Raw genomic sequence first — 15,889 nt, forward strand, 5'->3', positions numbered from 1 at the left:
AAAGGTGTTGAAAGGCTGGGGTATCCATGATGGTAGACCTCAAGGTGATGGCCTACTTCAAGATTAGCCTTTCAACACGTAATTGGGACAGAGCCCAAATTAAGGGCGGATCAGGTGAACCAGTGTGGATAACGATGACCGGGGTCAATTCCCTGGTCATCTGGATTGGCGTGAATTAATGCGGCCCGATCACCCGATCATAGGATTTCAAGGTCGGTGAGCGGCACGGCGCAGCAGGCAAGGATCTTGCCCTCGGCCAGCTCGGCGGCGGTGATGGCGGGGGCGTCGGGGTGATCTACCTCGCCCGAGATCAGCGTCTGTTTGCAACTGCCGCAGATCCCGGCGCGGCAGCTCCATGGCAGCTCTACGCCTTGCTTGTTGGCCTGATCCAGCACAGTGCCCTGATTGTTGCCGGTAAAGGCTTGGGCGCCGATACGCAGTTGTACCGCCTGATGGGGGCGAGCCACCGAGAGAATGGCGCCGCCAAAACTCTCCTGTTTGATCCGTGCGGCTGGAACGCCGAGGGCTGCCACTTTCGCCGCCGCATCGGCCATAAAGCCGTGGGGGCCACAGATAAAGACCTCTTTTTCGGCCAGCCCTTTGATCCGTTGCAGATGCTCATCATTGAGTCGCCCTTGCAGCCCCTGCCAGTGATTGTCCGGCTGGCTCAGGATAATGGTGAGGGTCATCCCTTGCTGCGCCATGGCATGCAGTTCGCTGGCGGCGGGAATGTCCGCTTCGCTACGGCACAGGTGCATAAAGTGAACCTCTTCCAGCTCCCCGCGTAGCGCCAGGGTGCGGGCTATCGCCAGCATGGGGGTGACGCCGGAGCCTGCGGAGAGCAACAGGAGGTTGCGCTCGGACCCTAAGTGAAACTCGCCAGCGGGGTTGGCGGCCAGCAGCCGGTCGCCTACCTGCAACTGCTGGTGCAGCCAGTGGGAGATGCGGCCGCCCTCCACCTTTTTGACGCTGATGCCGTAACGCTCCGGGTGATCCGGTGTGGAGCTCAGGGTATAGCGGCGCTGGATCCGTTCATTTTTGATATCGAGACTGATGGGCAGATGTTGGCCCGGCAGGTAGTCGGGCAGGGGCTCGCCATCGGCGGCTTCGAACCAGAAGGTCTCCAGACCCCGCGCCAGCGGTTCGCGGGCCACGCAGACCAGCTCCCGCTTCTTCGGCGCGGCGGCGGGATAGACCACTGGTCTGGTGCGCTCCAGCACTTCTATCTCGCTGCCTGCATCAATCCAGCCCTCGTTCAGGGCGATCAGGTTCTGGCCGAAGTAGACCTCGCCATCCTCGCCACGGCGGTAGCGGGTAAGGGTGGCCAGCGGCTCTTTCAGGGCGTTGAAACGATCGGTGCCCGCTTCCACCGTGGTCATGATGCAGCGGCTGCAGGGCTTGACCACCTTGAATTCCACCTCGCCGATGCGGATACGCACCCAGCTGTCCTCCTCGAAGGGCTGGGTATTGCTTGCCACCAGATTGGTGCGGAACTGGCTCATCTGATGCAGCGCATCGGAGCGCAGATTGAGATCCTCAAGGGAGGCCTGGCTTATCAGCAGCAGCGGATAACCGTCCGCAAAGCTGACCCGGGTGCCGGTCTTCTCGCGAAAGCGATCAGAGGTTTCACCCAGCCAGAGCAGCTGCACTGGTTCCCCTGCCACCCGGCTCAGCCACCCATCGGCTTTGGGGTCGGTGTGCAGGGCGGTGAAACGGTCGCTCCAGACTCCGGTAGCTTGCGGGGCGCGGCTGAAGTCGACCTCTTGCAGGGTGAGGGGTTCAAAGCCCGGATAGCGCAGTTGCAAGCCCCCTTCGATGGGGGTGGCCACGATCTGTTGCAGTTGGGGGTGGGTTCGGGCGGTGATAAAGGTGCCGTCCGGTTTGACCACCATGTAGCGGCGATCCCCTGCCAGTCCCTCTTCGGTCACCCGGGCGCGAGCCAGCGGCATACCTGCAGTCGATTTGATGGGGTAGAGGTGAATGCTGTCTAGCCTGGGCATCTTCATATCCTTGTGACGCGGCGCGATCGCCTGGAAAAAGGGGAACATAACGGCTCCCCGGCGATCCGGCAATCCTTTCAAGGGGGCGGTCTATAGTTGGGAAAACAGAACAAGAGGGCATCGGGATGAAAATAAGCTGGTTGCTGGCGGGGAGCCTTCTTTGCCACGGGCTCTGGGCGCAGGAGCTGACCCTGACCACGGGGGAGTATCCGCCCTACTGCTCCGAGACGCTGAAATATCAGGGGCTTATCCCTCATGTGGTGAGCGAGGCATTCAAGAGTGAAGGGGTGAGCGTCAAGTTCCAGTTTTTGCCCTGGAAGCGGGCCTTTCGCTTGTCGGAGGAGGGAGTGGTGGATGGCACAGTCCACTGGTATGAGTCGAGCGAGCGGCGCAAAACCCATCTCTACAGCGATCCCATCCTGAGCGAGACCTACGTCTGGTTCTATCTCAAGTCCGATCCGCTGGAATGGCGTGGCTATCAGGATCTGGCAGATCGCAAGCTGGCTGCGGTCAGTGGCTATACCTACAATGCAGATTTTTTTGCAGCCATCGCGCAGGTGCCGCTGCAGGTGCAGTTCGTCACCCGGCTGCGCCAGAGTTTCGATCTGCTGCTCTCCGGCCGCGCCGACCTGACCCTGGAGAACATAGATGTCGGCTACTACTCCCTGCGTCAGTTCTACCCGGCCAGCACGGTCGATCTCTTTGCAACCCATTCAAAACCCGTGATGAAGGTCGAAGGTCACCTGTTGATCAGCCGCAAGCGCGCCAACGCTGACGAACTGATCAAAACCTTCAATCGGGGCCTCGCCAAACTGAAAGCCAGCGGTCAGCTGGAGAAGATGTTACTTGAGTCACGTTCTGGTCTCTATGAACCATAAAGTGCAACATTTTTTGATCCTGATTCGCTAATCAGTACAAAAAAGCCGCCATTATCGACTCAGTTCCCAGTTTCTAACGCTTTCGCTTCTTCCCCATCCGGCCACCGTCCGCTTCGGCTACACGGTATCAAGCGCCATCGGGTGGGGCCTGTCACACAAAAAGAAGAAAGCAATGTATGAGCAAACAACTGGACATGACCCCATTGCCGGATCTCTCCCTGAAAACGGGAACAGGCCCGGTGCGTACCCGGCTACCCGTCTGGCGGCCGGCCCTGCCACCCTGCAATCACGCCTGCCCGGCCGGAGAAGATATCCAGGCCTGGCTCTCTTTGGCGCAGGCCGGTCGCTTTGAAGCGGCCTGGCAGACCCTGATCGAAGAGAACCCCTTGCCCGCCATTCATGGCCGGGTCTGTTATCACCCCTGCGAGAGCGCCTGCAACCGCGGGCAGGTGGATGAATCCGTCTCCATCCACGCCATCGAACGCTTCCTCGGCGACGAAGCGCTGGCCAAAGGTTGGCTGCCTGCGCCCCCCTCGCCCGCCAGCGGCAAGAAGGTGCTGGTCATAGGCGCTGGTCCCTCCGGTCTCTCCTGCGCCTGGCACCTCAACCGGCTCGGCCATCAGGTGGAGATCCGCGAAGCGGGGCCGCTTGCTGGCGGCATGCTGCGTTTCGGTATTCCCGCCTATCGTTTGCCCCGCGATGTGCTGGATCGGGAGGTGGCCCGCATCGTGGCGGCCGGGGTGACGCTGACTCTCAACCACAAGGTGGAGGATGTGCTGCGTGAGCGCGATGAGGGGGGCTTTGATGCCGTCTTTATGGCCATCGGCGCCCATTTGGCCAAGCGGGTCGATATTCCGGCCCGGGAAGCGGGCAAGATCCTCGATGCGGTGAGCTTCCTCGAGCAGGCCAGTCTGGCCGAAGAACAAGGCTTACCGCCCCCCAAACTGGGACGGCGGGTAGCGATTTATGGGGGTGGCAATACCGCCATGGATGCGGCCCGTACCGCCCGCCGTTTGGGCGTTGAAGAGGCAATGATTATCTACCGTCGTGACCGGGATCATATGCCGGCTCACGCCTTTGAAGCCGACGAGGCCGAGGAGGAGGGGATCAAGATCAACTGGCTGCGCAGCATCCGCCAGCTCGACAACACCAATATCGAGGTGGAGGTGATGGCGCTGGATGCCGAGGGCAAACCGGTACCCACCGGCAAGTTTGAAACCCTCGAAGCAGACTCCCTTATTCTGGCGCTGGGTCAGGAGGTCGACCTCTCGGTGCTGGAGAGCATTCCCGGCGTGCGGGTCAACAAGGAGGGGGTCGTACAGGTTGGCGAGAACCTGATGACGGATGTGCCGGGTCTGTTTGCCGGTGGCGACATGGTGCCCTCCGAGCGCACCGTCACCATCGCCACCGGCCATGGCAAGAAGGCGGCGCGCCATATGGATGCCTGGCTGCGCGGTCGCCACTACCAAAAGATGGTCTCCTACCCGCTGGTTGGGCCAAAGCAGTTGCAACTCTGGTTCCAGACCCACGCTCCGGCCAGCAGTCAGCCGGTCAAACCGGCGTGGGCGCGGGATGATTTTGGCGAGATCATCGGCGGGCTGGATGAGGTGGCCGCCCGCTACGAGGCGGCGCGCTGCTACTCCTGCGGCAACTGCTTCGAGTGCGACGGCTGCTATGGCAGTTGCCCCGAGCAGGCCATCGCCAAGCTGGGGCCGGGCAAGGGCTATCAGGTGGATGCCGAGCGCTGCACCGGCTGCGGTGCCTGTCACGACCAGTGCCCCTGTCACGCCATCGAGCTGCGCCAACCGGAGGAGTCCAAATGAAACATGAACTGATCATGGTCGACGGCAACGAAGCCGCGGCCCGGGTGGCGTACCAGCTGAGCGAAGTGTGTGCCATCTACCCCATCACCCCGAGCTCGACCATGGCCGAACTGGCCGATGCCTGGGCGGCGGAGGGGCAGACCAACCTGTGGGGCAACATTCCCACCGTAGTGGAGATGCAGAGCGAAGGGGGGGCGGCCGGTACGGTACACGGCGCCCTGCAGGCGGGGGCGCTCGCCACCACCTTCACCGCCAGTCAGGGGCTGATGCTGATGCTGCCCAACATGTACAAGATCGCCGGTGAACTGACCTCGGCGGTGTTCCATGTGGCGGCCCGCTCGCTGGCGGCGCAGGGGCTGTCGATTTTTGGCGACCATCAGGATGTGATGGCGGCGCGCAGCACCGGCTTTGCCATGCTCGCCTCCGGCTCGGTGCAGGAGGCGCAGGACCTGGCCTTGGTCGCCCACAGCGTCACCTTGCAATGCCGGGTGCCCTTTATCCACTTCTTCGACGGTTTTCGCACCTCCCACGAGGTGAACAAGATCACCGCCCTGCATCGGGATGAAATTCGCGCCCTTATCGACAACGACTGGGTACGCGCCCACCGTGCCCGGGCGCTCAACCCGGATCATCCGGTGATGCGCGGCACCGCCCAGAACCCGGATACCTATTTCCAGTCCCGCGAGAGCGTCAACCCCTTCTACGAAGCGGTACCGGCGCGAGTGCAGCAGTGCATGGACAACCTCGGCGAGCTGACCGGCCGCCACTACCGGCTGGTGGAGTACCACGGTGCGCCTGATGCCACCGATGTCATCGTGCTGATGGGCTCGGGGGCGGCCACCGCCCGCACCACCGTGGATTGGCTCAACCAACAGGATCGCAAGACCGGGGTCTTGGTTGTGCGCCTCTATCGCCCCTTCCCGGTACAGGCGCTGCTCGATGCGCTGCCGCAGAGCGTGCGGCGCATAGCCGTGCTGGATCGCACCAAGGAGCCGGGGGCGGGTGGCGAGCCGCTGCTGCTGGATGTGCAGAGCGCGCTGATCGATGGCTTGCAGCGCGGCCTTATCAAGCGGCTGCCCTGGCTGAGCGGCGGTCGCTATGGCCTCTCTTCCAAAGAGTTCACCCCCGCCATGTGCGCGGCCGTGTTCGAGGAGCTGGCATCCGATGCGCCGCGCCCGCGCTTTACCGTGGGGATTGTCGATGACGTGTCGGGCCTCAGTCTGGCCTGGCACCCCATCGGCGATCTGGAGCCCGCCAGCCGGGTGCGGGCGCTCTTCTTTGGCCTCGGTGCCGACGGCACGGTGGGCGCCAACAAGAACAGCATCAAGATCATCGGCGAGCTGGAGGGCTTCCACGCCCAGGGCTACTTCGTCTACGACTCCAAGAAGTCGGGCTCGCGCACCGTCTCCCACCTGCGCTTTGGCCCCGAGCCCATCGATGCCCCCTGGCTTATCGAGCAGGCGAGCTTTATCGGTTGCCACCAGTGGGGTTTTGTCGAATCGGTCGATCTGCTGGAGCATGCCGCCGAAGGGGCGACCCTGCTGCTTAATGCCCCCTATGAGGCGGACAAGGTGTGGGGTCAGCTGCCCGAGCGGCTGCGTGCCCGCATCCGTGCCCTCGATATCCGCCTCTACTGCATCGATGGGGATCGGGTGGCCGAACGCAACGGTATGGGCAATCGCATCAACACCATCATGCAGACCTGCTTCTTCGCGTTGGCTGGCATCTTGCCGCGGGACGAAGCGATTGCGCTGATCAAGGAGAGCATCGAGAAGAGCTATGCCCGCAAGGGGCCCGAAGTGGTCGAGCGCAACTTCGCGGCGGTGGATGACACTCTGGCTCATCTCCATCAGGTGGCCATCCCGGCCGGTGAGGAGCAGATCAGCGACTATCCGCTGCCATTGGCTCCCGGCGGCAGCGAGTTTGTCCAGCGAGTCACTGGCGAGATGCTGGCGGGGCGTGGCGATCTGATCCCTGTCTCCATGCTGCCGGTGGATGGCACTTACCCCACTGCCACCAGCCGCTTCGAGAAGCGGGATATCGCCCGCGAAATCCCGATCTGGCACTCCGATATCTGCATCCAGTGCGGCAACTGCGTCTTTGTCTGCCCCCACGCGGCGCTGCGGGCCAAGTTCTACCATCAGGACTGGCTGGCGACCGCCCCCGAGGCAGCGCAGTCGGTGCCCGTCACCGCCAAGGGCTTCCCCGACAGCCGCTACACCTTGCAGCTCTATCCGGAAGATTGCACCGGCTGCGGCCAGTGCGTGCAGGCCTGTCCGGTGCGGGTCGGTGCAGATGAGAGCCATGAAGGTGAGCGCGCCATCGCCATGATGGACAAGGCCCCCCATCTGGCTGGCCAGAAGCAGGCGCTGCGCTGGTTCGAGAGCCTGCCCTGGCCTGCCCGCGAGCGGGTGGACTTCTCCACGGTGCGCGGTGCCCAGTTCCTCGAACCCCTGTTCGAGTTCTCCGGCGCTTGCGCCGGTTGTGGCGAGACCCCCTATCTCAAGCTGCTGACCCAGCTGTTTGGCGATCGCATGCTGGTAGCCAACGCCACCGGTTGCTCCTCCATCTACGGCGGCAACCTGCCGACTACGCCGTGGGCCAAGAACGGCGAAGGGAAGGGGCCGGCCTGGTCGAACTCCCTGTTTGAGGACAACGCCGAGTTTGGCTTTGGCTTCCGCCTCACCGCCGATCAGCATCACGGTCAGGCGGTGGCGGCCCTTGAAGCGATGAAGGGGGAGCTGGGCGCCGAGCTGGTCGATACCCTGATTAGCGCCCCGCAGCGGCTGGAGTCGGAGATCCGCGCCCAGCGTACCCGGGTCGCGCAAGTGCGCGAGCGGCTGGAGGAGGTGAAATCCGGCAAGGCCCGCGAGCTGCTCTCCTTGATTGATCAACTGGTGCGCCGCTCGGTCTGGATCATCGGCGGCGATGGCTGGGCCTATGACATCGGCTCATCGGGGCTCGATCATGTGCTCGCCTCCGGCCGCGATGTGAACGTGCTGGTGATGGATACCGAGGTCTATTCCAACACTGGCGGCCAGATGTCGAAATCGACCCCGCTCGGCGCCGTCGCCAAGTTCGCGGCGGGGGGCAAGACACTGGCCAAGAAGGATGTGGCGTTGCAGGCCATCTCCTACGGCAACGTCTATGTTGCCCGCATCGCCTTTGGTGCCAACCCGCAGCAGGCGCTGCAGGCCTTGCGTGAGGCCGAAGCCTATCCGGGCCCGTCGCTGATCATCGCCTACAGCCACTGCATCGCTCACGGTATCGATATGGAGTTTGGCCTGACCCAGCAAAAACGGGCCGTGGCCTCCGGTCACTGGCCGCTGATGCGCTACAACCCTGTACTGCGCAGTGCGGGGCAGAACCCCTTCAGCCTTGACAGCCTGCGCCCCTCCATTCCCCTCGCTGAATACCGGCAGGAGGAGACCCGTTATCGGGTGCTGGCCCAGAGCCATCCACAGGAGGCCGAGCGGCTGATGCAGGTGGCGCAAAAAGTGGCGTGGCAGAAGTGGGCCACCTACGAGGAGATGGCCACCCGCGAAGCCAGCCATTTTCATCCGCCGGTATGAGGATGGGGTTAACTCGGCATAAAACGAAGCGGGCCACTGGCCCGCTTGTTGTTTAGTGAGGATATTTTATTGACAGCCAATATGGTTAACTTCGTGGCCATTGAAGAGGAAAATAACTTGTTGATCTATTTTTCAAAGCTAGGCACGATCTCAAAAACTAGAAATTGTATTTTGATATTTTTTGTAACACCTTTTAAGGTGGTAGGGAGTGATTTTGAAAGTAGCTGGCATAGATATCAGAGAACTAAAGCCTATTCCTGATATAGAATCTGGAGATGAAAAGGAAGTCTTTGCATTTTATGGTTTGGCTTCATTTAATGCACAGTGTGCAGAAAAGGCACTTGTGAATTTTGCTATGGGATACAAACTATTGGACGAGTGTGCCCTCACACAAGAACAATGGTTGGAGCTTTATAATGAATTAAACTCCAAGACATTTGGGCGCCTATTGGGGCAGATAAAAAGACGAGTGGATTTATCAGAGCCGTTGTTAACTCATCTTGATGATACTTTGCAAAAAAGGAACTGGTTGGCCCATGATTTCTTTTACGATTATGCCATCCAGATGGGAGATTATGATGGACGTATTCAGATGATAACAGAATTGCAATCTCTAATTGTTAAATTTCAAGTTGCAGATCTAGCTATTGAAAAATTAAATTCTTTAGTGTGGCAAAAATTTGGTATTGATGAGCTTTGGATTCAAAATGAATTATCATCTAGACAGTCAGAGTATCAATCAGCCAAGAACACTTAGCAAAGTTATTAGTTCATCAAAAGAGATTTTTATAAGGTTGAATAAATCAGTTGTTTTATGTGGTAGAGTCAGAAAGGTCAGTCTGCCACATCTATTCTGTTGCTGCCGTGTTATTAAGGAATAAAGGGATGGGTATAAATATTTAATGACCGTTCAAATGTAAATTTAATTTTTGAAGGTTCTCACCTATAAATCTAGGTTAACGGTGGTTAAAAGATCATTAAAAATACAGTTTCTTTATGTCCAAAATTTCATAGAAAACGCCATTTTTATTTAGATGCAACCTGACGAATTTCAAAGAACATTTATCAACACGTAGTGTTCTTGGCCTTCACTGGTGGTAAGGCTTCCTTTTCCTACCAAGGCAGGTAAGCTGCGGGGCAAATAGCGTCAAGCAGGAGAAGGGACGATGACAGAGCAACATATCGCCGGGACGATCGGCATTCTGGGGGCGGGATGGCTGGGGCTGCCGCTGGCGCGGGCTCTGCTGGCGGCAGGCAAGTCGGTGGCGGTGACGGTAAGCAGCGCCGAGAAGGCGGCCCGTCTGCGGGGGGAGGGGATCAACGCCTATCCGCTGACCATCTCAGCCAACATGGGCTCTGCCGAGATGCCCGTCGCTGATCAACAAGCGCCGTGGCCCATCCCCTGCGAATCGCTGGTTATCTGCGTACCGCCCAGCAAGACCGATGACTATCCGCAGGCGGTGGCAAAGGCCTGTCAGCTTGCCAAAGCGAGTGGCACCCGGCGGGTGCTGTTTGTCAGCGCCACCTCGGTATGGGGCGCAGGGCAGCAGGAGGGGGAACAACCCCAACCGCGGCATGCCCGTGGCGAGCGGATGCTGGCGGCGGAGCAGGCGGTACTGGCGGCCGGTTTCGAGACGGTGATGATAGTGCGCCCCTCCGGCCTTTATGGCCCGGATCGCCATCCCGGTCGTTTCCTGGCGGGCAAGACTCTGGATGGCGGCGCTCAGTCGGTCAATCTGGTCCATCTGGATGATGTGGTGGCGGCTTGCATGCTGCTGCTGGAGCGGGGCAAGGACGGGGATGTGTTCAACCTGAGCGCGCCGGTGCATCCGCGCCGCGAGCAGTTCTACCCCTTTGCGGCGCGCCAGCAGGGGTTGCCTGTGCCGGTCTTTATCGAGCCTGCCGGTGAATTTCAGCCCATCGACGGCCAGCTGATTTGCCAGCAGATGGGATTCAACTATCGCTGGCCCGATCCGGCCCACTGGTTTGCCGAGCTTGCCGCCTCGGGCAATTGAGGTTTGCCAAGGGGGTGATCGCCCCCTATCATGCCGCCATCCATGAGAGAGAGGCGGTAATGATGGTAGATACAAAACGTCACCCCGATGGGGAGTTGTTGCTGAGAACCCTGGCAATGCCAGCCGATACCAACCCCAATGGCGACATCTTTGGTGGCTGGATCATGTCCCAGATGGATATAGGTGGGGGCATTATGGCCAAGGAGCTGGCAAAAGGACGTATTTGTACCGTATCCGTCGAAGGCATGACCTTTCACAGTCCGGTCAAGGTGGGCGATGTGGTCTGCTGCTACGGCCGCTGCATGAAGATCGGCCGCAGCTCCATGAAGCTCAAGCTGGAGGTGTGGGTCAAGCCGGTACTGCGGGAAAACGATGCCCAGCGTTACTGTGTGACCGAGGGGATCTTCACCTATGTCGCCATCGACGAACAGGGCAAATCCCGCCCGGTTCCGGTGAGTGCCTGATCAAATAAGCCGGGCGTTGATGATGGATATTTCCTGCTCAAGCCCGGTTTTTTGCCGTATCATGCGTTCCAGCATCTCTTCCGAGCCCACATATTGCAGGGTGTCGAACAGGCAGAGATCGCATTGAGGGTCCCGTCTTATCTGATAGACGGTGGACAGCTCCACTTGATGACAATTTCCTTGTTGATCATAAAACGTCACGTTATACCGAAGTTCTTTCGCCATGAGACAAGGTCCTTCTGGTTGGGTGGAACAGGGACTATCAGCTTAGTCGGCGTGGATGACGTTTGTGATGGTCGCAACAAAAAGCAAAGGCGGGCGGTTGTTAGCCAATGAAAAATAGTTATCGCATTCTTGGCACCTCCCTGCTGACCCTGGGGTTGGTAGGCTGTTTTGAGGTGCCGGATCAGAACCATCTGGTCACAGCTCAAGGGATTGTGCCGGGACTCGACTGCCAGCGTCCGCCGCTGGTAGCGTTGGCGACCACGGCGCTGCCCCGTGAATTCGGGGTGACGGTGTGGAATCTCTACAAGGGCCAGCGCAAGAACTGGCGTGAAGGGATGGACAGTTACGCCAAGGGGCAGGATCTGGTGCTGCTGCAAGAGTCGGCCACCCGTCCCGATATGCTCGACTGGCTGCGCGCCGGTGATTTCCAGTGGCAACAGCTGCAAGCCTTCACCCAGGGCGGCGTGTCGTTCGGGGTGATGACGGTGGCCAAGACCCCGCAGGCGTTCGTCTGTGGCGTGCGCTCCCCCGAGCCCTTGCTGCGTATCCCCAAATCCGGGCTGGTGAGCCTTTATCCGCTGCAGGGCGATCCTGACGGCGTCATGGTCATCAATATCCATGCGGTCAATTTCGAGCTGGGGATGGCCACCTTCCGCGAGCAGCTCAACGACCTGACAGCCTTGGTGCGCCGCCATCAGGGGCCGGTTATTCTGGCCGGTGATTTCAACACCTGGAGTGACAAGCGTCAGTTCTGGTTAAGCAAATTGGTGGACGAGCTGGGTCTGCAAGAGGCCGTGCCGGTGCCTGACTTGCGTCGCACCGCCTTCGGTCGCCCGCTGGATCACCTCTACTACCGCAATCTGGATCTGGTCGAGGTGAGTTCACCGGCGACCGACAGCTCGGATCACAACCCCATCATTGCGCGTTTTGCCGCCCAGTCTGTGACTCCCTGACCCCAGTCTGTGACTTCCTGACAAGGGATGGTGCGAGTTCCGCTAATAAAAAATCCGGCGCCTGATGGCGCCGGATTTTTTTACGCTCTGGCGGTCAACCCGCTCGGGATGACCCGCAGGCATTACTGGTAGAGACCCAGATTCGCTTTGGCGTAGGCTTCGAAATCGGTGCAGCCACCGATGTGCTGCTCGTCCAGGAAGATCTGCGGCACGGTGTTGACCGGCTTGCCGGCGCTCTTGGCCAGATCTTCTTTGGTGATCCCTTCTGCATGGATATCCACGTAGCGGAATTTGAAGTCATCGCGCTGTTCGGTCAGCTGCTCGGCGATCTGTACGGCACGGACACAGTAGGGGCAACCCGGGCGACCAAAAATCACTGCAAACATATTTTCTCTCCGTTTTTTAAGCCGTTTATGTATGGCCGTTGATATGAGGCAGGCAACAGCATAGCCCTGCCTCGTGGCGACTTGAAGCCGAAATTATCGATACCCTGATTCGAGTGGGCCTATTGGCTCAGCTCTCATCGGCGATCTGGATCGGCTGCTGCTGATAGATGCTCTCCAGCACCCCCTTCTCGAACACAGTCCAGGGCCACGGCGCCTTGCTGGCACGGTAGCGCTCATGGGTGGCCGGATCTTGGGACAGGCCACGCTGGAACATCACGAACGCCTTGCGCTGGCCGCCTGCCGTGTCGATAAAGCCCACCAGATTGGAGGTGCCGGTGATGGTGCCGGTCTTGGCGTGCACCTTGTTCTTCATCATGGGGGCGGTGACGCTTCGCCGCCACGCCAGGGTGCCATCCACCTGGGAGCTTGGCAGCAGCTTGATCAGGCCAAGTTCGGCATCATTTTTCTGGATGAAGTTCAGCACCGACATCATCTGACGGGCGCTGATGAGATTGTGAGCGGAGAGACCGGAGCCGTCAGCCAGGGTGGCATTGCCCAGATCGATGCCGTTCTTGGTCAGGATGGCGCGCACCGCCATGGTGCCGCTGCGATAGCTGCCCGGCTTGTTGTAGTAGTGACGACCCACGGTTTTGAGGAAGGTATCGGCGTAGAGGTTGTCCGATTTCTTCAGCATCTTGGCGAGCATCACCGGCAGGGAGACCGAATAGTGGGTGCCGAGGGTCTCTGCTCCTTCAGGGGCCTTGTGGGTGACCCGCAGCAGGCCATCATGCTTGATACCGGCACGGTTCATCGCCCAGCGGATGTTGTCCCAGCCCCAAGCCTCCACGTCGTGAATGGCGAAACGCAGACCCTGCGGCTCTTTATTCGGGGTGATGCAGCCCTTGAGCTCGTAGAAGTTGCCCTTGGCCATGTCCACTTCCAGCGCACAGAACTGGCGCGCCATGTCACCATAGCTCATCACCTCCACGTTGTCGGCACCGATGCCGATGGGCACGCCGGTAGCTACATTGCCCACCGCCGGTTTGCCAATCTGGGTGGCAGTGATGGTGCCGTAGGCGCAGTTCTTGTCGATGATGACCGAGGAGACGGGAGCGGCGAAGCAGAGGGTCTGATCCCCCCACGACCAGCCGTTGCCGCGCTCGTAGCCGTTGTAGGCGCCGGTGTTGACGTAGACATTGCCCTTGATGCTGGTGACGCCGAGCTGTTTGAACAGGGCCAGCAGATCCATCCGGGAGAGGGTGGGGTCGCCGACGAAGTTGATCCAGATATCGCCGTTGATGGTGTCACCCTGTTTGGCACCGGGCTGGGCCTGAATATCGGTGGCGAAGCGGAAGTCGGCACCCAGCTCGAGGCGGGCCGCCAGCGCGGTGAGCACCTTCATGGTGGAGGCGGGGGCGATCATCTGATCGGCGTGGCGGGCGAACTCGACGCCGTTATTGCCCTGCACCATGATGGCGTACTGGCCACCCTGAGGGGGCGTCAGCGGGGCGGCATTAGCCGCCAGAGAAGAAAAGAGAGCACAAAAACCAATCAACAGCCGCTGCATAACATCCTCTAACGTGACGAAGGGCCCGGCAGTGGTGCCGACCCTGATAATTCAACCCGCCGATGCGGGATCGACGGGATAACGCAATTCATGCCATCTATGCCGGTCGCCATCATGCCAGCGAGTTGGCGGTACGATAGCGGCCCTCATAATCAAAAATTTTCTCTTTTATCTGCCAGAAGCGACCCGATTTGCGGGCGATGACAAAATCCGGATGACGGAACTGGCTTTGCGCGGCCAGCACGCTCGCCAGGGTGGCAAATTCGGGCTCCAGCCCTGGGGCGGGCCAATGATGACGCACAAAGTGCTGTTGAAACAAGCGCCGTGCGCCCGGGGAGTGAAATCCGAAGTATTCACTGAGGGTCAGCCCATCCTCATCGTGGTAGGTCACCTCCAGCCGCTCCCCCTGTTTGCCGCGTCCTTCTGTGAGGGTCAGCCCGGCGCAGCGGATCACCATGCAATCCTTGAGATTGAGCGCCTCTTTAAGCTTGTCGTCAGGGTCCACCAGTAGCTGATCGCAGCTCTGGCAGCGGCGGGCGGCGATGTCATTCTCCGCACCGCAGCCGGGGCAGATCTTGGCGCGAAAGCGGTAGTCGCACTCCTCGCGGTTGCCCTCGTCATCTTCAAACAGCCCCTGACAGCGGCGTCCGTAGTGCTCGATCACCTTGCCATCCTCGTCGGTCTTGCCCCAGAAGGTGTTGGCAAAACCGCAGGCGGGGCAGGGCACCTGTACCGGCTCGGTACCGGCATGGGGGCGGGGCTCCCCCACTTCGGGGGCGAACAGGTTGAAGTTGTTGCCCGCATAGTCGAGCACCAGACAATCCTCCTTGCCCGGCGAGAGGCGCAGGCCCCGCCCGACGATCTGCTGATAGAGCGAGACCGACTCGGTGGGGCGCAGCATCACGATAAGATCGACATGGGGGGCATCGAAGCCGGTGGTGAGCACCGCCACGTTGACCAGAAACTTGAGCTCCCGCGCCTTGAAGGCGCTGATGAGGGCATCGCGCTCCGGCCCCGGCGTCTCGCCGGTGATAAGAGCTGCCTGCTGGCCTCGGGCGCCAAGCAGGCCGTGAATTTCGCGGGCGTGCTCGACGGTGGCGGCAAAGATCATCACCCCCTGCCGGTCGGCAGCATACTCCAGCACCTGACTCAGGATATGGGGGGTGACCCGCTGCTGGCGCTTGAGCTCGCCGTTGAGATCTGCCTCGCTGAAGAGGCCGTTCTCCCGCGCCACCAGCTTGCTGAAGTCGTAGTGGACTATGGGAGCATCCACCATGCGCGGTGGGGTCAGGTAGCCGTTTTTGACCATAAAACGCAAGGGCAGCTCGAACACGCAGTCGCCAAACAGCCGCTCGCCGTGGCTCTTGACCATGCCGTGATAGTGGCGCCGGTAGATCCAGCCCAGCCCGAGCCGATAGGGAGTGGCGGTGAGACCGAGGATCTTGAGGGCCGGATTGGCGGCCTTGAGGTGGTCGATCACCTGATGGTACTGGCTGTCATCATCGAGCGAGACCCGATGGCACTCATCGATGATCAGCAGCGAAAACGCTCCGTCAAAGGCATCCAGATTGCGGGCAACCGACTGCACCGAGCCGAACACCACCTGGGCGCTCGCCTCCTTGCGATCCAGACCGGCAGCGAAGATATCGGCCTTGAGCCCCCACGCCTCGTACTTGGCATGGTTCTGCTCCACCAGCTCCTTGACGTGGGCCAGCACCAGCACCCGGCCGCGCGCCTTGCGGGCCAGCTCGGCGATCACCAGACTCTTGCCGGCACCGGTGGGCAGCACTACCACGGCGGGATCCGGGTGTTTGCGAAAGTGGCTGATCACGGCGTTGACGGCATCGGTCTGATAGGGTCTGAGAACGAACATACAGGCTTGGGTGTGTCGATGTGGGGTGGTGCAGGATGGCGCCATTATAGGGTGCTTGCCGTCACAAAAACAGCGGGCCGGCATGATGCCGGCCCGCAGGGTGCTTGGGTGCTGATCAATGGAACGGGAAGAT

At 60.3% G+C, this 15,889-nt stretch carries 12 protein-coding genes; 7 read left to right on the forward strand and 5 right to left on the reverse strand.

Annotated features, from left to right (window positions below):
* Positions 1 to 197: 197 nt before the first annotated feature.
* Positions 198 to 2,048, reverse strand: coding sequence for a hybrid-cluster NAD(P)-dependent oxidoreductase (locus AB5Y85_RS06795; protein ID WP_257688161.1), 1,851 nt, complete (start codon positions 2,046 to 2,048; stop codon positions 198 to 200).
* 77 nt (positions 2,049 to 2,125) lie between these two features.
* On the opposite strand from AB5Y85_RS06795, the gene AB5Y85_RS06800 reads away from it, so the two are divergent.
* From AB5Y85_RS06800 to yciA, 6 genes are all read left to right on the forward strand, one after another.
* Positions 2,126 to 2,878 carry an ABC transporter substrate-binding protein gene (locus tag AB5Y85_RS06800; RefSeq protein ID WP_257688162.1) on the forward strand — a complete coding sequence of 251 codons (753 nt, stop codon included), beginning with the start codon at positions 2,126 to 2,128 and terminating at the stop codon, positions 2,876 to 2,878.
* Positions 2,879 to 3,054: 176 nt separating this feature from the next.
* Positions 3,055 to 4,701, forward strand: coding sequence for an NAD(P)-binding protein (locus tag AB5Y85_RS06805; protein WP_257687337.1), 1,647 nt, complete (start codon positions 3,055 to 3,057; stop codon positions 4,699 to 4,701).
* A complete protein-coding gene (gene nifJ / locus AB5Y85_RS06810) occupies positions 4,698 to 8,273 on the forward strand; it encodes a pyruvate:ferredoxin (flavodoxin) oxidoreductase (RefSeq protein ID WP_257687338.1) in 3,576 nt (1,191 codons plus the stop codon). Before AB5Y85_RS06805 ends, nifJ begins: the two co-directional genes overlap by 4 nt.
* Positions 8,274 to 8,481: 208 nt before the next feature.
* Complete coding sequence (locus tag AB5Y85_RS06815; protein WP_257687339.1) at positions 8,482 to 9,030, forward strand: hypothetical protein; 549 nt, start codon at positions 8,482 to 8,484, stop codon at positions 9,028 to 9,030.
* Positions 9,031 to 9,439: 409 nt separating this feature from the next.
* A complete protein-coding gene (locus AB5Y85_RS06820; RefSeq protein WP_257687340.1) occupies positions 9,440 to 10,288 on the forward strand; it encodes an NAD-dependent epimerase/dehydratase family protein in 849 nt (282 codons plus the stop codon).
* Between the two features lie 59 nt (positions 10,289 to 10,347).
* Entirely contained in the window at positions 10,348 to 10,752 is a 405-nt protein-coding gene (gene yciA, locus AB5Y85_RS06825) for an acyl-CoA thioester hydrolase YciA (protein WP_005337875.1), read from the forward strand.
* On the opposite strand, the gene AB5Y85_RS06830 is transcribed toward yciA, so the two are convergent.
* Positions 10,753 to 10,977: a hypothetical protein gene (locus tag AB5Y85_RS06830; protein WP_005344394.1), complete on the reverse strand. Its 225-nt coding sequence runs from the start codon at positions 10,975 to 10,977 to the stop codon at positions 10,753 to 10,755. It abuts the gene before it with no gap.
* A 107-nt stretch (positions 10,978 to 11,084) separates the two neighbouring features.
* Here AB5Y85_RS06830 and AB5Y85_RS06835 point away from each other — a divergent pair, with 107 nt between their 5' ends.
* On the forward strand, positions 11,085 to 11,930 hold the full coding sequence (locus AB5Y85_RS06835; protein WP_005350508.1) for an endonuclease/exonuclease/phosphatase family protein: 846 nt from the start codon (positions 11,085 to 11,087) through the stop codon (positions 11,928 to 11,930).
* Positions 11,931 to 12,052: 122 nt separating this feature from the next.
* On the opposite strand, the gene AB5Y85_RS06840 is transcribed toward AB5Y85_RS06835, so the two are convergent.
* From AB5Y85_RS06840 to AB5Y85_RS06850, 3 genes are all read right to left on the reverse strand, one after another.
* Positions 12,053 to 12,349 (reverse strand): GrxA family glutaredoxin, encoded by a 297-nt coding sequence (locus tag AB5Y85_RS06840; RefSeq protein ID WP_223849348.1) that lies wholly within the window; start codon positions 12,347 to 12,349, stop codon positions 12,053 to 12,055.
* A gap of 94 nt (positions 12,350 to 12,443) precedes the next feature.
* Positions 12,444 to 13,883 carry a D-alanyl-D-alanine carboxypeptidase/D-alanyl-D-alanine-endopeptidase gene (gene dacB / locus AB5Y85_RS06845; protein WP_201936810.1) on the reverse strand — a complete coding sequence of 480 codons (1,440 nt, stop codon included), beginning with the start codon at positions 13,881 to 13,883 and terminating at the stop codon, positions 12,444 to 12,446.
* Between the two features lie 112 nt (positions 13,884 to 13,995).
* Entirely contained in the window at positions 13,996 to 15,756 is a 1,761-nt protein-coding gene (locus AB5Y85_RS06850) for a DEAD/DEAH box helicase (protein WP_257687341.1), read from the reverse strand.
* Between the last annotated feature and the right edge of the window lie 133 nt (positions 15,757 to 15,889).

Source organism: Aeromonas sp. R3-1 (assembly GCF_040908345.1).
Lineage (GTDB): Bacteria > Pseudomonadota > Gammaproteobacteria > Enterobacterales > Aeromonadaceae > Aeromonas > Aeromonas veronii.

Excerpts from the sequence above, each read along its gene's own strand:
- dacB (WP_201936810.1), bottom strand. The coding sequence starts at position 13,883 with ATGCAGCGGCTGTTGATTGGTTTTTGTGCTCTCTTTTCTTCTCTGGCG.
- AB5Y85_RS06850 (WP_257687341.1), bottom strand. The coding sequence starts at position 15,756 with ATGTTCGTTCTCAGACCCTATCAGACCGATGCCGTCAACGCCGTGATC.
- AB5Y85_RS06805 (WP_257687337.1), top strand. The coding sequence starts at position 3,055 with ATGAGCAAACAACTGGACATGACCCCATTGCCGGATCTCTCCCTGAAA.
- AB5Y85_RS06835 (WP_005350508.1), top strand. The coding sequence starts at position 11,085 with ATGAAAAATAGTTATCGCATTCTTGGCACCTCCCTGCTGACCCTGGGG.
- AB5Y85_RS06800 (WP_257688162.1), top strand. The coding sequence starts at position 2,126 with ATGAAAATAAGCTGGTTGCTGGCGGGGAGCCTTCTTTGCCACGGGCTC.
- AB5Y85_RS06820 (WP_257687340.1), top strand. The coding sequence starts at position 9,440 with ATGACAGAGCAACATATCGCCGGGACGATCGGCATTCTGGGGGCGGGA.
- nifJ (WP_257687338.1), top strand. The coding sequence starts at position 4,698 with ATGAAACATGAACTGATCATGGTCGACGGCAACGAAGCCGCGGCCCGG.
- AB5Y85_RS06795 (WP_257688161.1), bottom strand. The coding sequence starts at position 2,048 with ATGTTCCCCTTTTTCCAGGCGATCGCGCCGCGTCACAAGGATATGAAG.
- yciA (WP_005337875.1), top strand. The coding sequence starts at position 10,348 with ATGATGGTAGATACAAAACGTCACCCCGATGGGGAGTTGTTGCTGAGA.
- AB5Y85_RS06830 (WP_005344394.1), bottom strand. The coding sequence starts at position 10,977 with ATGGCGAAAGAACTTCGGTATAACGTGACGTTTTATGATCAACAAGGA.